19 protein-coding genes are annotated in these 23,287 nt (G+C 60.0%); 8 read left to right on the forward strand and 11 right to left on the reverse strand.

Annotated features, from left to right (window positions below; genetic code table 11):
- The first annotated feature begins 63 nt into the window (after positions 1–63).
- Both BLS34_RS17925 and BLS34_RS17930 read left to right on the forward strand, forming a co-directional pair.
- Complete coding sequence (locus BLS34_RS17925; protein WP_093152490.1) at positions 64–942, forward strand: bifunctional DNA primase/polymerase; 879 nt, start codon at positions 64–66, stop codon at positions 940–942.
- Complete coding sequence (locus BLS34_RS17930; RefSeq protein ID WP_093152492.1) at positions 935–2,329, forward strand: phage/plasmid primase, P4 family; 1,395 nt, start codon at positions 935–937, stop codon at positions 2,327–2,329. Before BLS34_RS17925 ends, BLS34_RS17930 begins: the two co-directional genes overlap by 8 nt.
- 625 nt (positions 2,330–2,954) lie before the next feature.
- Here BLS34_RS17930 and BLS34_RS26690 read toward each other — a convergent pair.
- The 3 genes from BLS34_RS26690 to BLS34_RS25955 form a co-directional block, all read right to left on the reverse strand.
- Positions 2,955–5,288, reverse strand: a complete 2,334-nt coding sequence (locus BLS34_RS26690) for a YecA family protein (protein ID WP_093152495.1) — start codon at positions 5,286–5,288, stop codon at positions 2,955–2,957.
- Between the two features lie 432 nt (positions 5,289–5,720).
- On the reverse strand, positions 5,721–9,659 hold the full coding sequence (locus BLS34_RS17940; protein ID WP_093152556.1) for a CHAT domain-containing protein: 3,939 nt from the start codon (positions 9,657–9,659) through the stop codon (positions 5,721–5,723).
- Positions 9,660–9,998: 339 nt separating this feature from the next.
- A complete protein-coding gene (locus BLS34_RS25955) occupies positions 9,999–10,937 on the reverse strand; it encodes an MEDS domain-containing protein (RefSeq protein WP_215906150.1) in 939 nt (312 codons plus the stop codon).
- A gap of 207 nt (positions 10,938–11,144) precedes the next feature.
- Between BLS34_RS25955 and BLS34_RS25960 the strand changes: the two genes are divergently transcribed.
- From BLS34_RS25960 to BLS34_RS17955, 3 genes are all read left to right on the forward strand, one after another.
- Complete coding sequence (locus BLS34_RS25960; RefSeq protein ID WP_175474280.1) at positions 11,145–11,318, forward strand: hypothetical protein; 174 nt, start codon at positions 11,145–11,147, stop codon at positions 11,316–11,318.
- A gap of 4 nt (positions 11,319–11,322) precedes the next feature.
- Complete coding sequence (locus BLS34_RS17950; RefSeq protein ID WP_175474281.1) at positions 11,323–12,294, forward strand: sensor histidine kinase; 972 nt, start codon at positions 11,323–11,325, stop codon at positions 12,292–12,294.
- 243 nt (positions 12,295–12,537) lie between these two features.
- Positions 12,538–14,142, forward strand: a complete 1,605-nt coding sequence (locus BLS34_RS17955; protein WP_093152500.1) for a nitrogen regulation protein NR(II) — start codon at positions 12,538–12,540, stop codon at positions 14,140–14,142.
- A gap of 318 nt (positions 14,143–14,460) precedes the next feature.
- Here BLS34_RS17955 and BLS34_RS17960 read toward each other — a convergent pair whose 3' ends face one another.
- The 4 genes from BLS34_RS17960 to BLS34_RS17975 form a co-directional block, all read right to left on the reverse strand.
- Entirely contained in the window at positions 14,461–15,243 is a 783-nt protein-coding gene (locus BLS34_RS17960) for an HpcH/HpaI aldolase family protein (RefSeq protein ID WP_093152503.1), read from the reverse strand.
- 19 nt (positions 15,244–15,262) lie between these two features.
- Entirely contained in the window at positions 15,263–16,867 is a 1,605-nt protein-coding gene (locus tag BLS34_RS17965) for a GMC family oxidoreductase (RefSeq protein WP_093152505.1), read from the reverse strand.
- Entirely contained in the window at positions 16,864–17,727 is an 864-nt protein-coding gene (locus BLS34_RS17970; protein WP_093152508.1) for a TauD/TfdA dioxygenase family protein, read from the reverse strand. Before BLS34_RS17970 ends, BLS34_RS17965 begins: the two co-directional genes overlap by 4 nt.
- Before the next feature lie 107 nt (positions 17,728–17,834).
- Positions 17,835–18,740 carry a LysR family transcriptional regulator gene (locus BLS34_RS17975; RefSeq protein ID WP_175474282.1) on the reverse strand — a complete coding sequence of 302 codons (906 nt, stop codon included), beginning with the start codon at positions 18,738–18,740 and terminating at the stop codon, positions 17,835–17,837.
- 404 nt (positions 18,741–19,144) lie between these two features.
- Between BLS34_RS17975 and BLS34_RS17980 the strand changes: the two genes are divergently transcribed.
- The gene (locus BLS34_RS17980) at positions 19,145–19,432 is read left to right on the forward strand and encodes a dihydrofolate reductase family protein (RefSeq protein ID WP_175474283.1); all 288 of its coding nucleotides are present in this window, start codon (positions 19,145–19,147) and stop codon (positions 19,430–19,432) included.
- 58 nt (positions 19,433–19,490) lie between these two features.
- Here the strand turns inward: BLS34_RS17980 and BLS34_RS17985 are convergent, their stop codons facing one another.
- The gene (locus BLS34_RS17985; protein WP_093152516.1) at positions 19,491–20,333 is read right to left on the reverse strand and encodes a phytanoyl-CoA dioxygenase family protein; all 843 of its coding nucleotides are present in this window, start codon (positions 20,331–20,333) and stop codon (positions 19,491–19,493) included.
- Positions 20,334–20,410: 77 nt separating this feature from the next.
- Between BLS34_RS17985 and BLS34_RS17990 the strand changes: the two genes are divergently transcribed.
- Together BLS34_RS17990 and BLS34_RS17995 are read left to right on the forward strand one after the other, a co-directional pair.
- Complete coding sequence (locus tag BLS34_RS17990) at positions 20,411–21,088, forward strand: GntR family transcriptional regulator (protein WP_093152519.1); 678 nt, start codon at positions 20,411–20,413, stop codon at positions 21,086–21,088.
- A 91-nt stretch (positions 21,089–21,179) separates the two neighbouring features.
- Positions 21,180–22,070: a TauD/TfdA dioxygenase family protein gene (locus BLS34_RS17995; protein WP_093152522.1), complete on the forward strand. Its 891-nt coding sequence runs from the start codon at positions 21,180–21,182 to the stop codon at positions 22,068–22,070.
- Between the two features lie 7 nt (positions 22,071–22,077).
- Here the strand turns inward: BLS34_RS17995 and BLS34_RS18000 are convergent, their stop codons facing one another.
- From BLS34_RS18000 to BLS34_RS18010, 3 genes are all read right to left on the reverse strand, one after another.
- Positions 22,078–22,356 (reverse strand): transposase, encoded by a 279-nt coding sequence (locus BLS34_RS18000; protein WP_175474284.1) that lies wholly within the window; start codon positions 22,354–22,356, stop codon positions 22,078–22,080.
- Positions 22,311–22,568 carry an NUDIX domain-containing protein gene (locus tag BLS34_RS26755; protein WP_425441454.1) on the reverse strand — a complete coding sequence of 86 codons (258 nt, stop codon included), beginning with the start codon at positions 22,566–22,568 and terminating at the stop codon, positions 22,311–22,313. The genes BLS34_RS18000 and BLS34_RS26755 overlap by 46 nt, the downstream gene beginning before the upstream one ends.
- A 449-nt stretch (positions 22,569–23,017) precedes the next feature.
- On the reverse strand, positions 23,018–23,284 hold the full coding sequence (locus BLS34_RS18010) for a hypothetical protein (RefSeq protein ID WP_175474285.1): 267 nt from the start codon (positions 23,282–23,284) through the stop codon (positions 23,018–23,020).
- Positions 23,285–23,287 lie beyond the last annotated feature (3 nt).

A 23,287-nucleotide genomic window follows, 5' to 3' on the forward strand; every position in this document is an offset into this window, starting at 1 on the left:
GCTACTCCGTCGCGAGACCAACTTTGAGAAATCCCTCTCCTCTCGTCGCCACGGGAGGAGCAGATGACAACGCGAAACCTGCTCGATCACGCGCTGATGTTCGCGGGGTTTGGCTTGGCTGTGTTTCCCGTCAGCCGACCCATTCGCACGTCGACGGGGCTTCGCTGCAATTGCGGGCGCCAGAACTGCCCTTCACCGGGAAAGCATCCGGATGGGCGGCTCGCTCCGCATGGTTTCAAGGATGCGAGCGCTTCAAGCGAGACTCTGGCGCGTTGGTTCGGTAAAGGCCCCACAAACATTGGGATCGCAACCGGCTCGGTGAGCGGGATCTTCGTTCTCGACGTCGACGAGCGTCATGACGGTTTCAGTAGCCTCGCCACTTTGGAACGCGAGCACGGCGCCCTTCCACAGACTTGGCGCTTTCTGACCGGTGGCGGCGGCGAACACATCCTCTTTCGCCATCCAGAAGCAACCGTCCGAAACAGTGCCGGCGCACTTGGACGGGGGTTGGATGTCCGCGGCGACGGCGGCTACATCGTCGCGCCCCCTTCCCTGCACATTTCCGGACGCGAATACGCTATTTCCGTCGACCATCACCCGGATGATGTCGCGCTGTCAGAGGCACCAGCGTGGTTGCTGAGGTTGCTCCAAGCCGCACCTTCCGCCAAGAGCCCCGCCAAGCCGATCGTGTCATGGAGGGAAACGGTTCGTTCCGGCATTGCCGACGGATCGCGGAACCAGACGCTCACACGGATCGCCGGCCACCTAGTCGGTAAATCCGTCGATCCGCACGTCTGTCTGGAACTCCTCCTCTCGCTGAACAGCCGGCGATGCAAACCGCCCCTGCCAGAGGAAGAAGTCTGCCAGCTCTTGAAGAGCATCCTGCTTCGGGAGCGATACAAGCGCTCCGGCCGCCGGATCGGAGGTGCGGCCGATGTCTGACCTGCACGACGATCTCGAGCAAGCGCTCGAACAGGCCGCTGGGCTCGAGGCTGACCTGCCACCCGCGTTTTCCGAAGAAGCCTTGGCGCGGCAATACACTGCCGAGTTCGCCGACAGCCAAAAGTGGGTCGAGGTCTGGGGCGCGTGGATGATTTGGACCGGAACCCATTGGGCACGCGACACCACGCGCCTGGCGGAGAACGGAGCACGTCTGATCGCGACGCGCGCGGCCGGCGAGTTCCAGAACCAGGATCCTCGTGCTTTGAATACGGCCCGCCGGATTGCCAGTGCGAAGACGGTCCAAGCGATCGAAAGGCTGGCCAAATCCAGCCGCGAGTTCGCATCCAGGCCGGAAGACTGGGATGCGGATCTCTGGGTGTTCAATACACCCGCCGGGACCATAGACCTCCGGACAGGCGATATGAGACCGCACGCGCCGGGTGACTTGCTAACCAAGGTTGCAGCGGTCGGCCTCGGTGGTGCGGCTCCGAGGTGGCTCGCGTTCCTGAGCGAGATCTTCGACGGCGACCAGGAGACGATCGACTACGTGCAGCGTATCTTCGGCTACGCCCTCTCGGGCTCGTGCGAGGAACACGCCCTGTTCTTCTGCTACGGGACCGGCGGCAATGGGAAGGGCGTCCTCCTGAACACGGTCCAGAAGATCTTCGCCAGCTATAGCGCCACAGCGGCAGTGGAGACGTTCACCAGCGGCCGATACGAGCGACACCCGACCGAGCTCGCCATGCTCAAAGGCTGCCGTCTTGTCATCTCCCAGGAGACAGAGGAAGGGCAGCGTTGGGCCGAGGCACGGATCAAGGCGGTCACGGGCGGCGACGAGATCACCGCGCGCTTCATGCGTCAGGACTTCTTCCAGTTCACGCCGCAGTTCACCCTCGTCATTGCCGGCAACCACAAGCCGGCGCTGCGGAACATCGACGAAGCGATCCGTCGGAGGATGAACCTGATCCCGTTCAACAAGACCATTCCCGCCCACAGGCGCGACCCGACACTGCCATACCTCCTCAAGGAGGAGTGGCCTGGGATCCTCTCTTGGATGGTTACCGGCTGCTTGGATTGGCAACGGAAGGGTCTCACCCCTTCCCGAAACGCCAGGTCCGCCACAGCCGAATACCTCGACGAGGAAGATGCGTTGGGTCGCTATCTTCTCGAACGCTGCGAAACGTCCAAGCTCGTCGAGGATCGGCCGACGCCCACCCAGACCCTATTCGAGGACTGGAAGGATTGGTGCGAAGCTGCCGGTGAGTACGCGGGATCGCTAAAGCGCTTCAGCCAGAGGCTTGTCGAGCGCGGGTTCGAGAAACGCCTCCATCCCGTAAGCCGGCAGTCGTGCTTCAGCGGTCTGCGTCTGCGCGACACGCCTCGGTGACCACTTCGAAGGGATCGAAGAGGTATCTCGGTAACTCCCTCGCGCGCACGCATGCGCGAGTGTCTAAAGCCGCGACGTCCTCTCGAACCCTTCGCCCAGGCAACCTTGGAAGGACGGCACCGGTTATTGGGCGGCTTTTGGCCCGTGGGTCCTTCTGGGAGACCTGAAACGGTATGCGGGGCGGCAGCGCATGCCGCGCATAATTGAACGCAAGAAAACAAACCTGCGCTTGTTGTTATTGTTGATAGCATCTCGAAAGAACAGTGAGGTGCTTTGGGCTCCAGTCCATCCGATGACCAATCGCTTTGGGTGGGAAGCGGAAGCTCGCGGTGCGGAGCGTGATCCGAAGCGACGGGTAGAGAGCCGACATTCGTCGCGTGACGCTCGATTGGAAGCGGTGGGTCGGCAGGCATAGCAATTATTCGGTTGTTCATTGGGGAGCCACATTGAAATTGAACGCCCAACCATGAAATATATTTCAAATTTTCAATGCGAGTTCGCAGACTGTGCAGGATATCGATGAGAACTACGCCTACGCCATTCCCCCCATAGCCCCTCCCAATAGATAAGATACGAGATAGCAGCATCCCTTCTTTAAAAGTCAATTCTGTTATTTGGCGCGTTCCTAACGGCCGTGACATTTCTTATACTTTATACCGCTGCCGCAGGGGCACGGATCATTCCGCCCTGGCCTTTTGGCCTTCACAGGAGGGAGGACTCGCTTCTGATGGTTGAAATTCACAGACCGCGTGGGTTGAGCCATTCGCGCGGCGTCCTCGTAAATGTGGGCGTTTTCTGGCGTTCGCTCTGTAGGCACGTGGACCGCGAAAGGCTGCGCCCGATGGTAGGTTCCGTCGGCACTAACCTCTGCGACGATGCCGATGATGTTAGAAGCCTTGACGGCCAACCCAGCTGCACTGGCCTTGTCATTCACCCTGGTCCAGTCAATTTGGTGATCTTGTTGTTGAAGCCAAACTAAGAGCGGCTCACCCTCCCCAGCCAAAATAAAATATCGGGCCGGATGCTGGTCCAGGGTTTGGCGCAGGTCGGCCAGCATCTTGGCCAGATTACTCCGACCTTCGTCTCCAAAGTCACGGATATGGCTCTCCGCCGAAAGCCACCCGCGTGCTCTGGTGGTATTGAGCGCCCCGAGCAGCTTCAGCACCTCGTCCGGGAAGTCCTGCGTAGGAAGCGGTCTGGTTTCCCAATCCTCACCCTCAAAGGTCCTGTCGACGATGTCGCTCATGCCACCCCAGATGAGCATATTCACCTTGCCACCCTTCATCTGCTCAGCAATGTCGTGATCGAAACGGTTCTTCTTCAGATACGCGCCCAGGTGGTCGAACTCGTCGAAGAGAAGACTGTGGCGCATCCCCGCCACGGCCTGTCGCACCTCCATGTAGTGGACGAACTCGCCGGGGGTAGGCAGGAGTCGCTTGAGCACAAATAGCTCGTCGATGGACAGCGAAACGAAGGCATGCCTTCCAAGTAGCGGCTCAACTTGCGGCAGCTCCTTGCAGTATGTGGAAAAGGGCGCGAACGACTCGACCGTCAACCCGACTGGCACCATCACGCGGTAGTGGGAGCGGCGGACACGTCCGCACTCTTCGTATTTGCCGTTCACTAGGTGGTAGAGAGGCACCTCATCCGCCGAATTCAGATAATTGAAGAAGCGCTCACATTGCTTGTAGGCCTTGAGTACCAAGTCCTGTACGGATTGGGCGTGGCGGTCGAAATCTAGCGCTGGAGATGCGATGGTCGCAGCCGCACCTGCCTTCGCTTCAACCAAGAACAGCACGTCATCTACCAGGATAAGGGTGTCGTTTTCGGACCACTGCTTGCTGGCAGGGTCCTTGTAATAGACCTCCTGAAAAACCGTGGCGCCAGGAAGCTGGGCGGCCAGAATATCGGCAAAGGCGGCTTCGCTCATCGCCTTCTGTCGATCTTCGAAGGCTTTCTTGTAGTCCGGCTTTCGCCGCAAGAGATTGTAGAGTAGAGCACGATACCCAGAGTCGCGAGTGAAGCACGGATCGATGGCGTAATAGTCCGATCCAAGCTGGATTAAGGGTTTCTTCCGGGCGGGCAGTGTCCGGTAGGGCGTCCCCGCAAAATCTCCCGCAGCGAAGAATTCAGTTTCCTCTCCGCGCTGGTAAGCCAAGTCCTCTAGCAGCGTCGCCGGCAGCCTAGTATGACGGCTTACATTGGCAACGCCGCCGCGAAACATGTCATCCATCGCCCATCCGGCGGCTCTCGATTGCTTCTCATTGGCCGCAACCCACGCCTCCATAACGTCTCCCAGAGGCTTGCCCTGTGCCACAGCGAAGGCCTTTGCCGCTTCAAATTGCTTCATCATCTCAATGATGGCATCGGCATGCCCAGAACGCGTGGCGTCGGCCATGGCCTGGAAGCCTTCCGCGATATCGGCGGCACAGATATCGTAAACTTCTTTCAGGACATCATTGTGAGGTGTCAGAACGTAGCGGTAAAACTCGCCTTCCAAGACTTGGTATCGATGCCCGCGCAGCATGACCCAGGTCGATTTGGCGTGGAATTCAATGTCGGCCGTGTCGGGACCAAAGAGGCCTTCCTTGGTATCGGCAGCTGTGGCCATGGCGAAAAACATGGCTTGCTCTCGCAGTCTACGGCTAAGTTCAAATAGCTCGGCGCATTGAGCTTCGTCGAACCTAACGTCCGTAAAGGCAGCATCTGACGCGAGCACCGCGTGCACGTACTCCAGCAAGAACTGGATTTCGCTGATTTGGTTATCCGGGCCGTCCGATTGGCGTTGCTCCTCAGCGGTACTTTCGTCCGCAATCGCTTTCATCATGAGTTGGGCGTAGATGTAGCCCAGCAGATCATGTGGGGGCATGGCGACGATCCGCCCGCGCATCCGAGCAGCTGTCGCTTCCATGTCTTTTAACAAGGAAGCAGCGGCCTCCTTCCGCTTTGGCTCATCCATGATCGTATGTTCTCGATATTTTCCTTAACAACCGTACTACACAATTTCCTTAGGGTGGGAGCATTCCGCATCGGGGGCTCGCGTAGCGTCGCCGCGTCGCCCTGCCGCTTGCCGGGCGTGCGGGGATCGGCTGCGATATCGAGCGATAGAGGTAAGCGGGGGTGTTCGGTGGGCGAAAGCCGATGAAACCAAAGAACCACGTCTACGCTGTAGAAATCCAAAGTTGAGGGTCAAGTGACTAGCGGCAATGGGTCGAACGCGCGTAGGAGCTTGTTGTCGCTGTGCTGCAGATGCCAGTGGGAGCCGACATTTGCCACGCGAAGCACGATCGGGAGTGATGGGCGGGAAGCGGCCGTCAGTGCGAAGTGTTGATATCCCAGCTTGTGGGCATGGGATTGATATGCCTGATCAACATTTTCAGCTGTGGCCGTTCTATCGATCGGACTTTCTCAAAATTGGATTCCCGAAGACAGACATCGCCAGCCCGTGCGCTGGGTTCAGTCCGAAAGCGGCATCCACAGCGGAATTCGCCCGAAAGGTTGCATCGATCAATGATATTCCTTGATCCCAAGCCTCAAGGAACACTGGCAACCAGTGCGACGGAACCCGAGCGTCGAGAGGCCACGGTGAAGCAATCACCGCCAAGCAGCCCCGATCTAGAACTTGTTTGGCCAATCCAAGTATCGTGTTTGCCCCAGGGTAACGATCAGACCTACCACCACTACACACAAATAGGATTGCAACACCAATATTTCGTAGGGAGTTGGCCAAGTCCTGTGCACTGACTCTCAGATTCTCTTCATCAGCTACAACCTGAAAATACTGATGTTCCAGATGCACTCCGCCGTGCGCCGCAATCACCACCAGTTCGGCCCCAGAAAAATCCTCTGGCAAGACGGCTCTCTGATCAAATTCAATCCCAAACTTCTCTAGAGTTGGCGTCAAGCGCTCAGCTAGCATGTCGAGAGTGTTAGCCCGTACGCTAGATTCACTGTCGCTGACTATCGAGCTAGTAGGAGACGACGAGATCCAGGCGCATCGTCTTCCATCCCCAATTGCTTCGATCTGAACTGCATGTGCAAGCCATGACAGCGACGGGGCAGCCGCTATTGGATGCATTCGACCAGCAAAATTGTTATTTGAGAAAAGCAGATTGACGGGAAAAGACTGAAAGTCGACATCACCGACAATGACAATCGGTCCACTTGGCAGTGGACTGATTTGTAGCCCCATAGTGCTCGTATAAAAAATATTTGGGTCATCATCTTCGACGCCGTAGGCATACGGAAATCGCTCTTTCCACTCGTTGTACCGTTCTTCCGAAATTAATTCACTCGGCTCGCGCTCTGCGGGGCCTATGGAGCCTTCCGAGGAATACAGTCGGACCATCCGCCCGCGGGCGTCCCATCCAAGCTGTACAACAGAAATACCTTTCTCGGATATTCGACGCGCAGATTCCCCAACTTCTGATACAATAGTTGGCCTCGGAGGAGGTGTTGCCGCTTCATCCCAGCTTGGAATGGCTACCCCTCTATCCGCCAGTACCTCTAACGCAAAACTGACGTCATCAGGTGAGGACAAAAATTCGTCACGTGCGAGGAGTTGTCCAGCAAGAATTGCCACGTCCCGTCCTTCAAACCCCACGTCCTCCGAATATCGAGTTGCCCTACCTCTCGGAAGCATTGCCAAAAGATCGTTCGCTGTTGCTTTCTCATTCTGGGCTCGAAGAATCCGTGCAAGGCCCGGGTCCGACAACGGCATCAATCGAGATAACAATAGCAGCGCTGAATCAGGAACCGGATCACCCGTTTCCTCGGCATGGTACTTTAAGCTTTGCAGAAGTGACGCAATGGGCTCGGGCTGTTCGTTGGCCTCAATAACTCTTTCAGCTAGGATGATCGCTCGATCAAATAGGGTTTCAAGAGATTTTTCGGGTTTCTGTTCATGTTTGTGGGCCAAGATATCGACTTGGAGGTCCATCGTATCGATGACGATTCTTAGATGGTCGCTAATGGGCTCCTCATCCTCGAATTTCCGCAATTGTTCAATGCCGCTGCGGGCAAGATCGAATAGCCCTATGTCTCGGAGAATTCGTACGAGGCACAAACGCTCCCAGTATATGTGGTCATGATGCGCTTGGCCGGATGCAGCAAAGCAGCACGCGAGTGCAATCAATGCTTCACCGGGGTTGCGGCAACGCTGATAAACATCCGCCATCGTGAACCAAGCGAGTCGCCTGCGATGAGGCGATTCAGCAGACCCCAGAAGAGCCTCTTCGACCAGATCGCGGGCCTCCTGCTGAAACCCGGCCCCCACCATTCTTTCCGTAGCCAAACGAAGCGCGACTAAATCATAGTCTTGATAGCTGGTGTGTTTAGCAATCGCCATTGCAAGCGCTAGCTGTGTGAGTAACGCATTGATATCTTCCGAATCGGCAATCGGAGCATTTTGAATATATTCAATAAGTCCTGAGAATATGTAATCTGGTGGAGCCGGCAATGCATCCTCTGGCAAACAAAACCTGCCTACCATCACCATATGTTCACGTTCGGCGTGTTCCATTAGTGAGGTTATTGTGTTCTTATTCTGGCTAAGCCATTTGAGGCCGTTTGGTTTCAGAACTACACGCTGCTTAACCTCCACGGGTCGACTCGCTAGTTCCAGCGCAACTCGCGCAATAAGAACTAACCCGGCGCCTCCAGAGATGCTGGGATTAAGAGCACGTTCCATTCGAACCCGCAGAAATGGTTCTGTTGGACGACGGGCTAGATAATGAATCATCCAACTAAGTTGCCCGTCTACGCCGATAAAATCGCTCAAGAGGTCGCGTCCGGGATCACGGGATAGAAAAATTAACTTAAGCAACCTCGTGAGTGCTAAATATATTCTCCACTCTATTTTTGCATTCGGTGTATCAATTGCGTAAATTAACGATAGTAATCGCTGAGAAACCTCAGGTAGCCCACGATCCATTGCATCGTCTATTGCTGAAAGGGTAACGTTCACTCTCAGTGAAACGTCGTCACCTGCATCTGCTATCATTGAGTCATAGTCAGGAATTGCAGATGAAGGTGTTTCTGTTCCTGTATAAATTATGTTATCATCAATATACTTTGACAATATTTCGTATAAGTTCTTGGACTCTTTTCGATCCGAATTATCTTTTAGCATCAAGGCTAGAGCGGAAAAATTTTTCTTAATGAGTAGATCACGTTCACGATAAGCCCGAAGCCCAACGCTGTCTGGATAACGTTCCTGGAGAATATTTGCTAATTGAGCCCCAATGTCGGGTGCATCAATTTCGTCCGAAACGTGGAGAGCAAGCTCTAGGGGTTCGAGTTCTTTTAAAGTTTCTATAGCTGCTACTAGAAGTTCCCTTGCGGTTCGGTTGGCGCCCCCCCGAGCCGCGATAGCTGCGAGTTTGACGCGGATGAACGCTGAAATGTCCTTCGTCGTTTTTTGAATTTCGCGGACAATTGCGAGCGCCTCTAGTCGCATACCAGCGCGGTCCATGACCTGCACTCGAAGCAATGCCTTATTGTCGTCTGAGAGTCCAGTAAGGCCGTCTATCTCTTGAAGAACGCGTCCGACCCGGTTCTCTGCAATCCATTCATCCCACTGGGCGAGATGTTGGACTAAGATCGCATCAGGATCAGCCTCGTCTGGTACTGTGAATACGCCGCAGTTGTCGATTGAGCAGAGCAGATCCAAGGATTGGGAGCGTACAGGCTCTACCTCATGCACATCCAGAAGAAAATACAGAGCTCTGTCAGCAAATTTTGTAGCAAGGCTTTGGGCGAGGAGATGGACCTCTGGAATCCATATATCCTCGCCGATCCGGACGGTTTCCGTAGAAGTTCTCGCACGATTATCTCGGAATCTATAAGCATTCGCCTCCTCAATAATCACTGCTGTGCCATCTGATAGACCGTGGACTAGGTCAATAAGAGATTCTGAACCGGCGTGAGGTGAAACGATAACTTCAATACGCTTTCGAAGGACCGTTCTCTCTCCCTCTGTTAATGGGTTATCCAACGAGCGATTTGTTATTTCATGGAATGAGGTCTCGATTAACTCAAAAAATCGACCGTCCTTCGATCGTGAATCACTACCGGGCGGCAAAATTACAAGAATTTTTCGAATGATTGGTTTTTGATCTTGATCAAATATGAAAAGCATAGATGTTGCGAAAGCGGCGGACCTCAGATTACGCTTCCATCGTCCTAATACGGCAATGTCTCCACCTCCGAAAAGCGACTGAGATTGCATCAAAAATTCAAGATATGTTTGGGTCAGGTCTGAAAGAGTTTTGACGGGAGTCAAGGGATCTTTTCTGATAGCGCTTATCTGTTGATCACCCTTCGAAGTCATTTGATTGACCTTTCAGATTTCGATGGAGATTATATCTAACTTCTAGTGCAGGCGGACACTCAGAGAAATCAGTTCGCTGATTATTAATATCGATCAATCGACGTTTCTCGCTCGTGCAAAATGGGTCCCTTGATAGGGATAGGGTACTTGATCTGAACCTCACATTTTATTCTAGAAATGGATGGATGCCACCTGCTGCTGTGAAGTACTCCTAAACGTGCGCGAGCGGCCGCTTTTGAGCAAACGGGGTTGTGGCGTTCGGTGACCGCTTTGGGTCGATGGTTGAAGAACTCGTACCATCACATGCTGGGACTAAACATCTAGCTCAGTCAGAGCGGGTCACTCTACTGCGCCTAGCACCCGGCGCACGAGGTCGGCGGTGTTCCTGGCCCCAAGCTTGCGCATCACGTTGGCCCTGTGGAACTCGACGGTGCGTGGGCTGATACCGAGCATGCGCGCCGCCTCCTTGCTGGAGGCGCCGCGTACGATCTGCGCCAAGGCGACACGCTCGCGCGGTGTCAGCAATTCGTGGCCTGAGAACGGTTTGGATAAGACGCCGAGCGCGTCCTGCAGCCTTCCGATCTCCTGCTTGGCCTGCCGCAACTCCGGCGTAGCCAGGAACTCCCAGTCGCCATTGCGGCGGGCGGTGCAGCAATTATGCGCACGCGCCACGTCTAGCAGGTCGACCGCACGGCTCACCTGCAGCGAGTAGGTGCAAAGCACGACCATCCGCTGTCCGACAAGCGACCGGTCGAGTTCGCGTTCGTATTCGCAGAACGCCTGCCAGTGATTGGACTCGATCCAGAACGCGTTGCCGCTCACCCGCATGCCGTCGAAGCCCTTGGCCAGCGCGCCACGCAGCTTTTCGCTCCAGCCGCCGGTGATCCGTTGCAGATCGAACTCGTTGCCGTGCAGATACCAGTCGGTCCCCTGGATGATCTCTATCCGCCCGGCGGCGAAATCGGCCTTCAGGTCGGGGATGGCGCGGCTTAGCGCGCCCTTGGCATCGGCCTCTGTGATCGGGTCCGAGATCGCCCAGACACAGAATTCGTCGCTTGCCAGGCCGGCCTTGAAATAGGCCGCCGCAGTGTCGAGCAAATCGTCCTTGGTCTCATAGAAAATGCAGATATGGGCGCCCCACGGAACTTCGCCCACCACACGGATGCCGCTCTGCCGCAGTGGCTGACCGATCTCTGCAGACGTGCCGGAACGCAGCTTGACCTGCCTCCGTTCGGCGGCTTCGCCCTTGATATGCGCGGTCGGGGCGGTATGGGACATCAAGCCCTCCCGGCGTCAGCACCGGAATGCCATTGCGGCGGCGTAGACCAGTGTTTCTGGACGCGTTTAGTGACCGCGAGGTCTTCATCCGACACAAGTAAATCGGGACCCCAGTATTACTACGAGTATGGGCGTTTCCTCGTATTCTTACAAGGTTGTTTCACCGCGCTGCTTTCCCAATTCCTCGTGCCTTGGCGGAGGTTAACGATGCGGCGCAATTTCTTTCAGATCCACGGCGGACACGGCACAGGCAAGGCCCCTGTCGGTGTCGTCATGTCCGGTCGCGGCGCGATCATGCCGCATGCCGTGACGAAGGGCGCGTCGATCTGCGAGGTGTCGGGCGTTGTCGCCGTCGCCGCCAGGGGGTATCGCGATGCCTAGGCTGGTGCGCGTCACGATCACGCTCGCTACGGTCACCGCGACCTTCGCGGCGCTCGTTGCGGCGTTCGTCGGTCCGGCCGGCGACGATTTTCAGGCGCTCGCGCAGCATCGGCTGATCGCCGCCGCATTCCTGGTCCTGGCCGTACTCTCGGCCATGGTTCTTGGAATCGCGATCGGGCGGGACAGGTCCGGCGACACCAGGCCGACCATGGCCAACACGAGCGAGGCGCCGCTGGCTGCTGACCAAACTCAGGCCGAGACCATGGCTCGCGCCGAGACCGAATTCCTGGCGAACATCAGCCACGAGTTGCGCACGCCACTCAATGCCGTGATCGGCTTCGCCGGACTGATCCTGAGCGAGGTCTATGGCCCGTTGGGTGACCGGCGATACGTCGACTACCTCAGCCATATCCACAGCGGCGGGGAGCAGCTGCTGGCGATTGTCGACGCCATCCTCGACCTTTCCCAGCTTGCCTCAGGCCAGCTAGGCCTGCAATTGCGCGACGTCCAGCCGAGGTCGATCGTCGAGGACTGTGCCCGTTTGGTCTCCGCGCAGGCTGAGGCCGCCGAGGTTGAACTGGTGGTGCGACCGTCGACCGCCCGTACCGTCGCGGCGGACCCGGCCAGGCTCAGGCAGGCGCTCCTCAACTTGCTGTCGAACGCCATCAAGTTTACCGAACAGGGGGGCCGGGTCAGCATCGGCGCCAACAGCGAAGATTCCACCGTCGTCTTCAAGGTGACCGATACCGGTATTGGCATGACCCCCGATCAGGTCACCGCCGCACTGCAGCCGTTCCGAATGATCGAAGGATCGTTGACGCGCCGGCACGGGGGCGTCGGTCTGGGACTGCCGCTGGCAATGCGCCTGGTTCGGCTGCACGGCGGGGACCTGCGCATCGACAGCCATCCCGGATGCGGCACTGCGGTCGCAGCCATCTTGCCGGCGCGTACTTCCTGCCCGGCCGGCGAGACGTGAGATGGCCTACGTTCGCCCCTGCCTGAGGATGGTCGTGGGCACATTGCTCGCAAGAGACGCCGACGCGGCGAAGCCCGCCCGTGACCCGAACGCCAATCCATTCCGGCGGTTGGACGGTACGTCTCGGCTGACACCGATTTGCACCGATCCTATCCGCCGGCATGCAGGGCTGACTGCATGGGTCACGACCGGCGCAGATCGGGCACACCTCCATCGACAACCGGCCTGACGAAAGGACAAGAAATGTCCACTGCATCCTTGAAAACGAAGCAACAGCTTCACCAGGTGATTTCAACGATCGAGGCACCGCTGGTCATTGTCGACGCATCGGGAACGGTTGAAGTTGCCAACCAGAAGCTGTGCGAACTGCTCGACAGCACCGCCGGATCCATAGAAGGCGGGAAGTTCACCGACAGATTCCATACCGGCCACCCGGACGGCCAGCTCGTATGCAACATTCAGGAGGCAATCGAGACCGCCGCCGCGCCATGGTCCGTCAGCCTTCTCGCTCAGACTACCGAAGGCCGGGACATCCGCCTCAACGCGAAATTCTCGATCATCCGACCATCGGCCGACTACGTCAGCGTTCTCGTTCTGCTGTCGCGCGTCGACAGCGGAACAGAGGCGAAGCGACCAGCCAAGCAATCGACCATGGCGGAAGTCCACGCGATGGTCGCCGGCGCGGGGGGCAAGTTCAGCGCCGGACGTTTGGAAATGATCGGTCTTGAAGAGGTCCGGGTGTCGCTCGGCGTCCGATGGGAGAGACTTGCCTCAAGGGTTTACAGCATCGCCGACTCGATCCTGAAGTCGCGCCTCTGCGACGAGGATGTGTTTCGCCGCGACGCCGAGGGCAACTACATTGTCTGCTTCGCCAAGCTGAGCAACGAACAGGCTTGGTTTAAGGCCACTGCGCTTGGCCAGGAAATCCGAGAAGCCCTGCTCGGTGAGGACGCGACCGACCAACTGGCCGAGTTCAAGCTCGATGCCGACACCCGTGAGCGCATGTCCGGCGTCAGATCGGCGACGTACGAGATCGAAATTCCGGCCGAAGAAATCGACGAAATTCCCGACGTCGTCGGCCTGATCAAGGACAAGATCGCGAGTGCGTCGGCTCAACTGAGGATGAATGCGTCGTCCCTGCTCAGGTCGCTGGCCGAACGGCACACGGTACAGTTCAGTGGTGTGAGATCGGTCGACGGCAAACGCGTACCCATTCAACGCGCCATGTTTGACGCAAATAGCGAGGCGGACGCCCAACGGCTACGGCATGTCTACGGGAATGCGCCGAAGCTGGTCGAACAGCTCGACATGATGCTGCTGGGAGCGGTTCTGGAGCATATGTATCAGGTGGACACGGAGACGATGCCGGTAACGGTCGTCGGCGTGAACTTTGAGACGCTTGCAAACCCTCAATCGGCGCGCGCCTATTACAATCTCTTCAGCAGCGCGATAGGCAAGCCTGCTCAGGCGATGGTCATAGACGTGCAGGAAATCCCAACTGATCTGCACCACGGGCGAATCGCGGAAATATTGCGGCTGCTCCGCAATTACAGCCGGTACACCGCGCTTCGCCTGACGCAACCGACCCTTGGAAACATCAACCTGGCCGAGTCCCGAGTGTCGCTCGCCACCTTCGACTTTTCCGATCTCCGGTTCATGCTTCGGCGCGATTTGAGCGCCGTCACCATGCTTTTCGAGCAGTTGCGCCATCACAATGTGCGCGTGGCCGTTGATCGCATCCCTGACGTTCGAAGCTTGCAAGCGCTGCAAGAAGTAAAGCTGGATTTCTACACGATGAATCCGCATGATGCTTCAAACTGTCGATCTGAAATGCTTTTGGATTCGTAAATAAAATATTCTCAAAAAAATATGCTGAGGAGATATTTATATGAAGAGTCAAACTGCCTGAAGATTTCAAGCGGGATGTGGCGATTGTTGGGGGATGGATCGTTGAACGTGCGCTGAACCGCGCTAAGGAGTGACAATCTGGCTGGGCAAGGCGTCTGGGACGCAACGCCGGCAGAGTCATTCGTTGTTCGTTCGCCCGATCCGGAGTCGACGATCACCACCCCAACGAGAGTGTGCAGCGTCCAGGTCTCTTTCCATCGCGGTCGTATAGGGTGTGTACCTCCTCAGACAAGCCGGAACCGGGCCGGTTCTTCGATTTCAGCTCATCGCCCTTACGGCTGACGCCTGCGCTCGAGCGCCGGCCATCAGGAATGCGAAGTCGTTGCCGGACAGGATCAGGCGCGCGCCCATCGAGATGTAGCGCTGCATGACGGCCGGATCGTAGACACCACCCATGCCCGGATGCTTTCCATGCCGACGGCACGCCGCGATCATCGTATCGTAAGCTGCGATGACGTCCGGGTGATCGAACTGCCCGGGGATTCCCATCTCCATCGTCAGGTCGCTGGTGCCGATCAGCAGGGCATCGACGCCCGGCACGGCGGCGATGGCGTCGGCATTGGCGATCGCTGTCGGTGTCTCCAGCATAAGCACGAGCAGGGTCTCCCGGTTGACCGCTTCCGCGGTCTCGGCCATGGGATGGGAGACGAAGTTGAGCTGCGGCAGGGCGCCGGTTACCGACCGGTGCCCGAGCGGCGGGTAGCGCACGTTGGATACCATCTGCGCCGCGGTCTCCGGATCGTCCACATGGGGCACGACGATGCCCTGGGCGCCGCCGTCGAGCACCCGGGTGGCATGGAAGTGCTGGAAGCCGGGAACCCGCACGATCGGTGTGATCCCGGCATCCTGCGCCGCAATGCTGATCTGCACCGCCATGTCGACATCCATGGCGTTGTGTTCCATGTCGATGAACAGCCAGTCGAAGCCGGCCGTCTTCATCGCCTTGCCGATATCGACGGTGCGCGCCTGGCGCAGGCCGACGCCGAGCGACAGCTCGCCCGCCCGCAGGCGCTCAAGGGCATGGTTCCTGATCTCGATCATTGGGGCGTCTCCTCTCGGCTCACGGCTGGGGGGTGTTGTTCAGGATCAGGTCAGAAGCCTTCTCGGCGATCATCATGGTCGCTGCATTGGTGTTGGCCGACACCATGGTCGGCATGACCGAAGCATCGACAACCCGCAGCCCGACGAGCCCCCTGACCCGAAGATCCGGGTCAACCACCGCATCGGGATCGGTGCCCATCCGGCAGGTGCTGACCGCGTGATAGACGGTCGCCCCCTTGGCCCGGGCGAAGGCGAGCAATTCGTCATCGGTGCGTATGTCCGCGCCCGGCAACGTCTCGGGGCCCCGGAACGCAGCCAGCGCGTCGCTGGCGAACAGTCTACGGCACCATTTCAGGCCCTGGACGATCGCATGTTGATCTGCCGGGTCGGTCAGGTAGTTCGGCTGGATCTCGGGGGCATCCGTTACGTCGGCGGACAGCGCTCTCACATGCCCCGTGCTGTGCGGCCGCATCTGCCAGACGCCGAGGGTCATGCCCGGGACGCGCTGGAGCTGACCGACGACGCCATCGGAATAGCTGGCCGGGGTGAAGACGAACTGCAGGTCCGGGTCATCGAGATCGTCCGTGGACCGAAGAAAGGCACCCACATGGGCCGGACTGAAGGCGAGCAGCCCCGTCCCGGTCGCGAGCCATTTGCCGATCTCCCAGAGAAGCCGCGGTCCCCGAGCCCGCTCGTTCAGGGTGATCGGGCGGGTCACGCGATGAACCACGCGCACGGCGTAGTGGTCCTGCAGGCCGCGACCGACCGAGGGCAGCGCGTGCCGAACCTCTACCCCGATCCCGCGCAGATGGTCGGGGTCTCCGATGCCCGAGACCTGAAGCAGGTGGGGACTGCCGACCGCACCGGCCGCCAGGATCACCTCCCGTCGGGCCGTCGCCGTCAGAGCAGCGCCATGTTGTCGCAGACGCAGGCCGACGGCCCGCTTGCCGTCGAACAGGATCTGGTCGACCGCCGCCCCAGTGACGACCTCGAGGTTCGGGCGGTGCCGGATCGGGTGCAGGAAGCCGCTGGCAGCACTATGCCGTTTTCCGTTTCGGATCGTACGCTGGTAATAGGCCACCCCTTCCTGACGGGCGCCGTTGTAATCGGGGTTCCGTGGCACCCCCAGGCTTTCGGCTCCGTCCAGGAACGCCTCACAGATCGGGTGGCGCTCGTGGATGTCGGAGACATGCTGTGGGCCGCCGGCGCCATGATAGGCGTCCGCCCCACCGGACCGATCCTCGGCCCTACGGAAATAGGGCAGCACGTCCTCATGGCTCCAGCCGCGATTACCGAGCTGAGCCCAGGTATCGAAGTCGCGCGCCTGACCGCGCACATAGAGATGCCCGTTGATTGAGCTCGAGCCGCCGAGCAGCCTGCCCCGCGGAAAGAATATCGACCGGCCGTCCACGCCGTCGCCGGGTGCCGTCGAGAAGCACCAGTTGAACCGCGGATCCTGAAATGTCTTCAGGAAGCCGACCGGCGCCTGGACATAGGGGTGCCGGTCGCTCCCGCCGGCTTCCAGCAGGAGCACGCGGATGCTGGGGTCGGCGCTCAGGCGGTTGGCCAGCACGCATCCCGCCGTGCCGGCCCCGACGATGACGTAGTCGGCATCCAGATTCATGCCGCCGCCGTCAGCGTCGGCGCGTCGCCGGCGATCGTGGTGCGCACCATCATCCGCTTCTCCGAGGCACCCTCGAATGGCGTGGCGCGGTGGATAACCGACCGATTGTCCCACAAGATTAGGTCATGGGGCCGCCACTTGTGGGCATAGACGAAACGCTCCTCGGTGGCGAAGGCCATCAGTTCGTCGATCAGCGCCCGTCCCTCTCCCTCCGACAGTCCCTCGATCCGGGCGGCATGCGATCCGAGATACAGGGAACAGCCGAACTCCGGACCGTGATCGATGACCATGGCCTGACGAACCGGCGGCACGGCGGCGCGCTCCTCCTCGGTGACCAGGGCCGGATCGACCTTCGAGCGCGAATAGGCGTAGTCGTGGATCACCACCTTGCCGTCGGCCGCCCGCTTCAGCCGGTCGGGCAGCGCGCGATACACAGCCCGCATGCTGATGTACTGGGTATCGCCGCCCTTGGACGGGATGATCCGAGCCGAGAGCATGGACGCCTTGGCCGGCACGGCCTTAAAGGAACTGTCCGCATGCCACAGTTGGTTGGCACGGTTGTTCAGCACCTGGCGGTCACTCGGCGGCACCACGGTCCCCCCGGCATCCATGTTCGACAGAACGATCAGCTTGCTGCCCGCCCCGACGGTGCCGACCTTCGTCGTCTCCAGCGCGCCGAAGCGTTCGCTGAACGCGATCTGCTGCGCGTCCGTGATCCGCTGGTCCCGGAAGATCAGGACGGAATGACGACGGAACGCGGCCTCGATCTCGGAGAATTTAGCATCGGAGATCGGGGCGGAGACATCGAGGCCTGTGACCTCGGCCGCGAAGAGCGGATGCAAGGGGGTGATGGCTGTCATCGGGATCCTCCAACTCCTGTCGTTGCCGGTTAAAGGGACCCTGCCGCAGAACCTATCGGCCGAATAGCAGGATAATATGGGAGATTTCTTCCCGATTTTCCGGACAATCAGTCGAGATGGGTCGCCAGGTGCCGTTGCAGGTGATCGAGAAACGCCCGGACTTTGCCGGGGAGCCGCGCATCCCGGCGAAACACGGCATAGATCTCGGCGCCGTAGCCGGCCGGATAGAGCCGCATATCCTTAAGGCATGTCTGAAGGCCTCCGGCCGCGACATCCCAGGCGACCATCCATTCCGGCAGCAGCGCCAGGCCGAGCCCGTCCAGAGCGGCTTGGCGCAGCACCTCGCCGCTGTTGGAGCGCAGAGAGCCCGAGATGTGGATGTCACGCCTTTTGCCGAGCTGTTCCGATACCCAGACGGCCGGTTCGGTCTCCTGCCCATAGGTGAGGCAGTTGTGCGATGAGAGATCGTCGAGGGTCGTCGGCGGCGCTGTCCGCAGGAAGTAGCCGGGACTTGCGCACAGCATGCGGCGGTCGGTCGTCAGACGCTGCCAGTCCAGTGACTTCTCCGCCGGCAGTCCCAGACGGATGGCGATATCGGCCTCGTGCGAGGGCGCGATCTCGACGGTCTCGGTCAGATGCAGGTCGACCGACACATCCGGATAAGCTTCCCGAAAGGAGGGCAGGGTCGGAACCACATGCAGCATCCCGAATGAGCGGCGTGCCAGGACCCGCAGGACACCCGATGGAGCCTCGGTTCGTTCCGAGATCCTCTCGAGGATTGCGTCCATGTCCCGGATCATCGGGACGATCCGATCGTAGAGTTCCCGCCCGGCCTCCGTGGGCGACACCTGCCGGGTCGTGCGATTAAGCAGCCGGATGTCCAGATCTGCTTCCAGATCCTGCAGACGCTTCGACGCCGACGTCTTCGACAGGCCGAGGGACCGTGCGGCCGAGGAGATCGTCCCGCGCTCGACGATACGGGCGAACAGATGCAGGGCTTGTAGGCGATCCACGCGGCGCTCTTTCTCCAGTAATAGCCTGCGAGTATGCCTTGGAGTTCCGTCTGTCCCAAGGCAGCGCGGGAAGACCTGTGGTCTGCAATCGAGTGCGGATGTCCGCTTTAGGTCGCGGCAAGCCAAGCATTTCCGAGTGCCGGTACTGAATAGGGGTCATTTTGGGATGAGGAACCAGTCGGCCGACGTCAAGGTGGGCCGGCGGACCCACCCTCCGCTAGCTCTCACCTAATCCGCATCTACCATACCTAGTCCGCGCTGCGACGGCCTTGGAACTTCGTGGTCGCTGCTGCCGAATGGCCATTCTCAGCCGGTAGGACGGTTCGGATATGGGAGAGCATCAAGGCTCGGTTCTCGCCGGGCGGGGTGCTGAACCGGATTGGCTCATCTTGTTGGATATCTGGTTGCCGCTGCTTGGTGGTCTCGTTCTGCTGATCGCCGGCATCTCGGCCCTGGTCTTTCCGATTGCGGTTCAGTCCGGCGCTCGGGTCTGGATCGTCGGCGGCGCGGCGTCGGCGGCGGCCTGCATCGCGCAGGGCGCGGTCGACACGATCGAGCTGTTCCTGATGCCGGTGCTGCTGGGGGAGGGGGTGCCGCTGTTCGTCGGCGACGGGGCCGAGCTGCCGCTGGCGCTGCGCGAGACCCGGGCCTGGCCGAAGGGCGTTGTCGGCCTGACCTACGAGGTCACGTAGCCCCGGTCCGACAGGCCGTAGTCCCGACCGGAGTGGCCGGTCGGGACCGAGTGGCCGGTCAGATGTCCGCCCGGAAGGTCGGCCGGTCGGTGCCGTGGTACAGGATCCTCGCCTGGCGCTCGGCCGCTTCCGCCTGCATGGCGACCAGCGCGGGATCCATGTCGCGTTCCGGCCGCGGCTCGAGCTGGAAGTGCCCGTACTCGTCGGTGCCGCGCACCAGGGCGGCGCTGTCATCGTCGATGACGACCTGCCGCACGTGCGTCGGGATGTAGCGGATCGCCAAGCCGATCCGGCGGTCGTCGGCGCGGTTGGCCGGCGAGGCATGGAAGATTTTCTGATGGTGCAGCGACATTTCACCGGGCCGCAGGGTCACGTCGATGGCCTTGTCCTCGTCGACCTCGACGGCGATCTCCTGGCCGCGGGTCAGCATGGCGCCGTTCTTCCAGGTATCGAGATGCGGCACGACTTCGCGGGTGTGGGTCCCAGGGACCATCCGCATGGCGCCGCTCTTCGGCGTGCTGGGGGATAGTGCGATCCATGCCGTCAGCGCCTCGTCCGGGTCCAGGTTCCAGTAGGTCAGGTCCTGGTGCCAGGCCACATAGCGCTCATCGCCGGGCTCCTTGATGAAAAAGTGCGTGTTCCAGGCCAGAAGATTCGGCCCGAGGATGTCCTCAACCGCGTCCAGCACCTTCGGATGCCGGATCAGTTCGTCCACCCAGCGGAACAACAGGTGCGTTTTGAACATCATCGGGCCGCGCAGCGGACCGCCGTTGTCCCGCTCGAAGGCTTCGAGGGCGCTCCGATAGCGCTGCACCTCCTCGGCCCCGAGCACCGGGATCGGAAAGTAGAAGCCGTCGCGCTCGTACTCGGCAATCGCTGCGGCGGTAAGGGTTTTCAGCATGGTTTCCTCCAGGATGGGGTGCGGGATTTGGCAGTTTCCCGCTTGCACAATCGGAATACTGAATACAGAATACGCGCATGACAACCCGAATCCCGATCTCGCCGGTCGCCGGCACCCCCTCGTTGCTTGACCAGGTCTACAACCACCTGCTCGAGGCAATCTGCGACTGCCGCCTGCAGCCAGGGACCGTGCTGCGCCAGGAAGAATTGGCACGCAACCTGGGGGTCTCGCGGCAGCCAGTGCAACAGGCGCTGCAGCTGCTCCGGCGGCAGCGCCTGGTGCATGAGCACGGCCGCAGCGGCGTCCAGGTGGCTCCCGTGGAGGCCGTCTTCGTGCGGCAACTCTACGAGGTGCGAGGCGCGCTGGACGCATGCGCCGCCCGGTTGGCTGCGGGCAGGCCGTGCAGCGCCGGTGACGTCGCCACCGGACAGCGCCTTATCGACCAGGGGCGAGCGGCGCTGCGATCAGGCGTCCTGACCGACCGGCTGGCCGCCGACGTCCGCTTCCATAGCTTCATCTACGAGTTGTCCGGCAACCCCCTGCTGGACGAGGCCGCGGCCTCGTACTGGCACCACATCCGCCGGCTGATCGCCCTGACGCTGCGCACCGAGCATCCTATGCACGCGGTGTGGGACGACCACGCGGCGATACTGCAGGCAATCGTCGACGGCGAGCCCGGCCGTGCCGAGCAACTTGCCATCGAGCACGCCCGCAACAACGCCCGGCTGCTCGTGGCGCGGCTCGAAGGAGGCTGACCTCGCCCCATCGCTTCGCCGCGCCTTGCGGCACGGCCGCACTGGAGTAGGCTGACGCCAAGAGCCGGGAAAGAACCAGTGGGAGGAAGCCATGGCTGCAGCCGTCGAGGCAGGATCCGCATCCGGGTCCGCCCGCAAGTTCGAGGTCCGTCCGCTGCACCCCGATTTCGGGGCCGAGATCGTCGGCATCACGCTCGAGGACGCCGTCGGCGAGGCGATGTTCGCCGAGATCTACAAGGTGTTCCTGGACCGCAAGCTGATCCTGTTCCGCGACGTCGACCTGCCGCCGTCCGTGCAGGTCGCGTTCGCGCGCCGGTTCGGCGAGGTCCAGGTGCACGTCATGAACCAGTACCACGGCTATCCCGACCACCCGGAGATCTACCTGCTGACCAACCTCGACGCCGAGGGGCGGCCGAACGGACGGCACCCGGACAAGGGGACGATGTACTGGCACACCGACGGGTCCTGGCGGCCGACCACCGGCCACGCCACCATGATGTATTCCGAGATCGTGCCAGAGGAGGGCGGCGAGACCCACTTCGCCGACATGGCCGCCGCCTACGACGGGCTCAGCCCCGAGTGGAAGGCGCGGCTGGGCGGCCTGCGGGCGTTCCACAACCTCGACTTCTCGCGCACCCGCCGGCACGGCCACGAGCCGATGACCGAGAAGCAGAAGGCCGAGGTGCCGCCGGTCGACCACCCGATGGTGCGCACCCATCCCGAGACCGGTCGCAAGGCCCTATTCCTCGGCGACCACGCGGAGTGGATCGACGGCATGGACTACGAGGCGGGAAGGGCGCTGATCGAGGAGGTCAACGCCCTGGCGACCCCCGACCACCTGGTCTATCGGCACCGCTGGCAGCCGCGCGAATGCATGGTGTGGGACAACCGTGCCCTGCTGCACCGGGCGACCGGCTACGACCCTGCCACCCAGCGTCGGGTGATGCGGCGCTGCACGGTGCTCGGCGACCGGCCATACTGACGGCCGACTAGGTCGTGGACCCATATTTTTTGATCCAGAGCCTGGTGGACGCGAGGGCGATTGCGGCGAGGAAGTTCCTTGCGAGCTTGTGATATCGTGTCGCGATGGCTCGGAAGTGTTTGAGCCGGTTGAAGAAGCGTTCGACAAGATTGCGTTGTCGGTAGATCTGATGGTCGACGGATCGGCGGACCCGGACGTTAATTTGGCTGGGGATGTGGGCCTTGGCGCCGCGGGTCTCGATCAGGTCGATGATGGCCTGGGCGTAGTAGCCCCGGTCGGCGACCACGTCTCCTCCCGCAATTCGCGCAACGCGGCATCCGCGGGTGTGTCGCCGGCATCTATTCCCCCACCTGGCAGCTCCCACCAGTGACCAAGCTCCGGATCGGTAACATCGCGCGCGTGGAGTAAGAGGACGCTTCCTTCGATGTCGCGGACGATCAGGCGAATGGCCTTCCGTTCGACCACTGGAAAGTCTTCCGGCAAGTCAGGGACTTTCATCCGGTGCGCCTTCGGCTTCGGTTCGCGCAGGGAGTGCCTCAAGGTATCTGCCCATCACTGTCGGTGAGCGCCTGCAGGCTCACCGCGTCGAGCGTAGGCCAAAGGACAGGAGTTCGTCGACACGCCTAGCCTGGATCGGCGATGTACCGTCTAAGAGGCCTTGAAACCCGAGGACTCGTCTGCCAGCGAATGGCTGTCGAGTGGAGGACGCCCTTGGTGGCGAGCGACCGCTTCTGGGCGATCTGCCTATAGCCCACCGGCGACCGCTTTGGGTCGATACTGTTGAAAAAGCCGAAGGCATCTTCGGCGAGCAACACTCCAGCAAGACGAAGAGATTTGGTGTAACAAGCATGCTTTCAGCCCCGCCTTTTTGAATTATAGCTGCCAAGAGGCCGGCACTCAGTGCGCGACAGAGACTATTTCAACAGTATCAGTCGTTAGAGCTTGCTTTATCTTTTGAATGGAATGACGTTCGACCCACCGTTAGCGAAGGCGGCAACGCCTTCTTTGTGAATAGTTGTTACCGCTTCCTCGAGTGCAGCCTGATCGTCGTCGAAGAGATCGCCCCAAACAATGGACGTTCCGTCCTCTGTAACTACTTCCAGCGACCAGCCATCTCCGCCTTCGAGTTTGTAGATCTCCACTTTCAGAGAGACACCTTCCTCGACTATGCGCTGTGACGCGCCTGAAATAATCAGGTTTGGTTCACGTTCCATTGA

This window comes from Thalassobaculum litoreum DSM 18839 (assembly GCF_900102465.1).
GTDB classification, from domain to species: Bacteria; Pseudomonadota; Alphaproteobacteria; order Thalassobaculales; family Thalassobaculaceae; genus Thalassobaculum; species Thalassobaculum litoreum.

Coding starts and splice junctions, on each gene's coding strand:
- BLS34_RS17955 (WP_093152500.1), top strand. CDS start 12,538: ATGTCCACTGCATCCTTGAAAACGAAGCAACAGCTTCACCAGGTGATT.
- BLS34_RS25955 (WP_215906150.1), bottom strand. CDS start 10,937: ATGTCCCATACCGCCCCGACCGCGCATATCAAGGGCGAAGCCGCCGAA.
- BLS34_RS25960 (WP_175474280.1), top strand. CDS start 11,145: ATGCGGCGCAATTTCTTTCAGATCCACGGCGGACACGGCACAGGCAAG.
- BLS34_RS17940 (WP_093152556.1), bottom strand. CDS start 9,659: ATGACTTCGAAGGGTGATCAACAGATAAGCGCTATCAGAAAAGATCCC.
- BLS34_RS17965 (WP_093152505.1), bottom strand. CDS start 16,867: ATGAATCTGGATGCCGACTACGTCATCGTCGGGGCCGGCACGGCGGGA.
- BLS34_RS17995 (WP_093152522.1), top strand. CDS start 21,180: ATGGCTGCAGCCGTCGAGGCAGGATCCGCATCCGGGTCCGCCCGCAAG.
- BLS34_RS17970 (WP_093152508.1), bottom strand. CDS start 17,727: ATGACAGCCATCACCCCCTTGCATCCGCTCTTCGCGGCCGAGGTCACA.
- BLS34_RS26690 (WP_093152495.1), bottom strand. CDS start 5,288: ATGGATGAGCCAAAGCGGAAGGAGGCCGCTGCTTCCTTGTTAAAAGAC.
- BLS34_RS17930 (WP_093152492.1), top strand. CDS start 935: ATGTCTGACCTGCACGACGATCTCGAGCAAGCGCTCGAACAGGCCGCT.
- BLS34_RS17985 (WP_093152516.1), bottom strand. CDS start 20,333: ATGCTGAAAACCCTTACCGCCGCAGCGATTGCCGAGTACGAGCGCGAC.
- BLS34_RS17960 (WP_093152503.1), bottom strand. CDS start 15,243: ATGATCGAGATCAGGAACCATGCCCTTGAGCGCCTGCGGGCGGGCGAG.
- BLS34_RS26755 (WP_425441454.1), bottom strand. CDS start 22,568: ATGAAAGTCCCTGACTTGCCGGAAGACTTTCCAGTGGTCGAACGGAAG.
- BLS34_RS18010 (WP_175474285.1), bottom strand. CDS start 23,284: ATGGAACGTGAACCAAACCTGATTATTTCAGGCGCGTCACAGCGCATA.
- BLS34_RS17925 (WP_093152490.1), top strand. CDS start 64: ATGACAACGCGAAACCTGCTCGATCACGCGCTGATGTTCGCGGGGTTT.
- BLS34_RS17990 (WP_093152519.1), top strand. CDS start 20,411: ATGACAACCCGAATCCCGATCTCGCCGGTCGCCGGCACCCCCTCGTTG.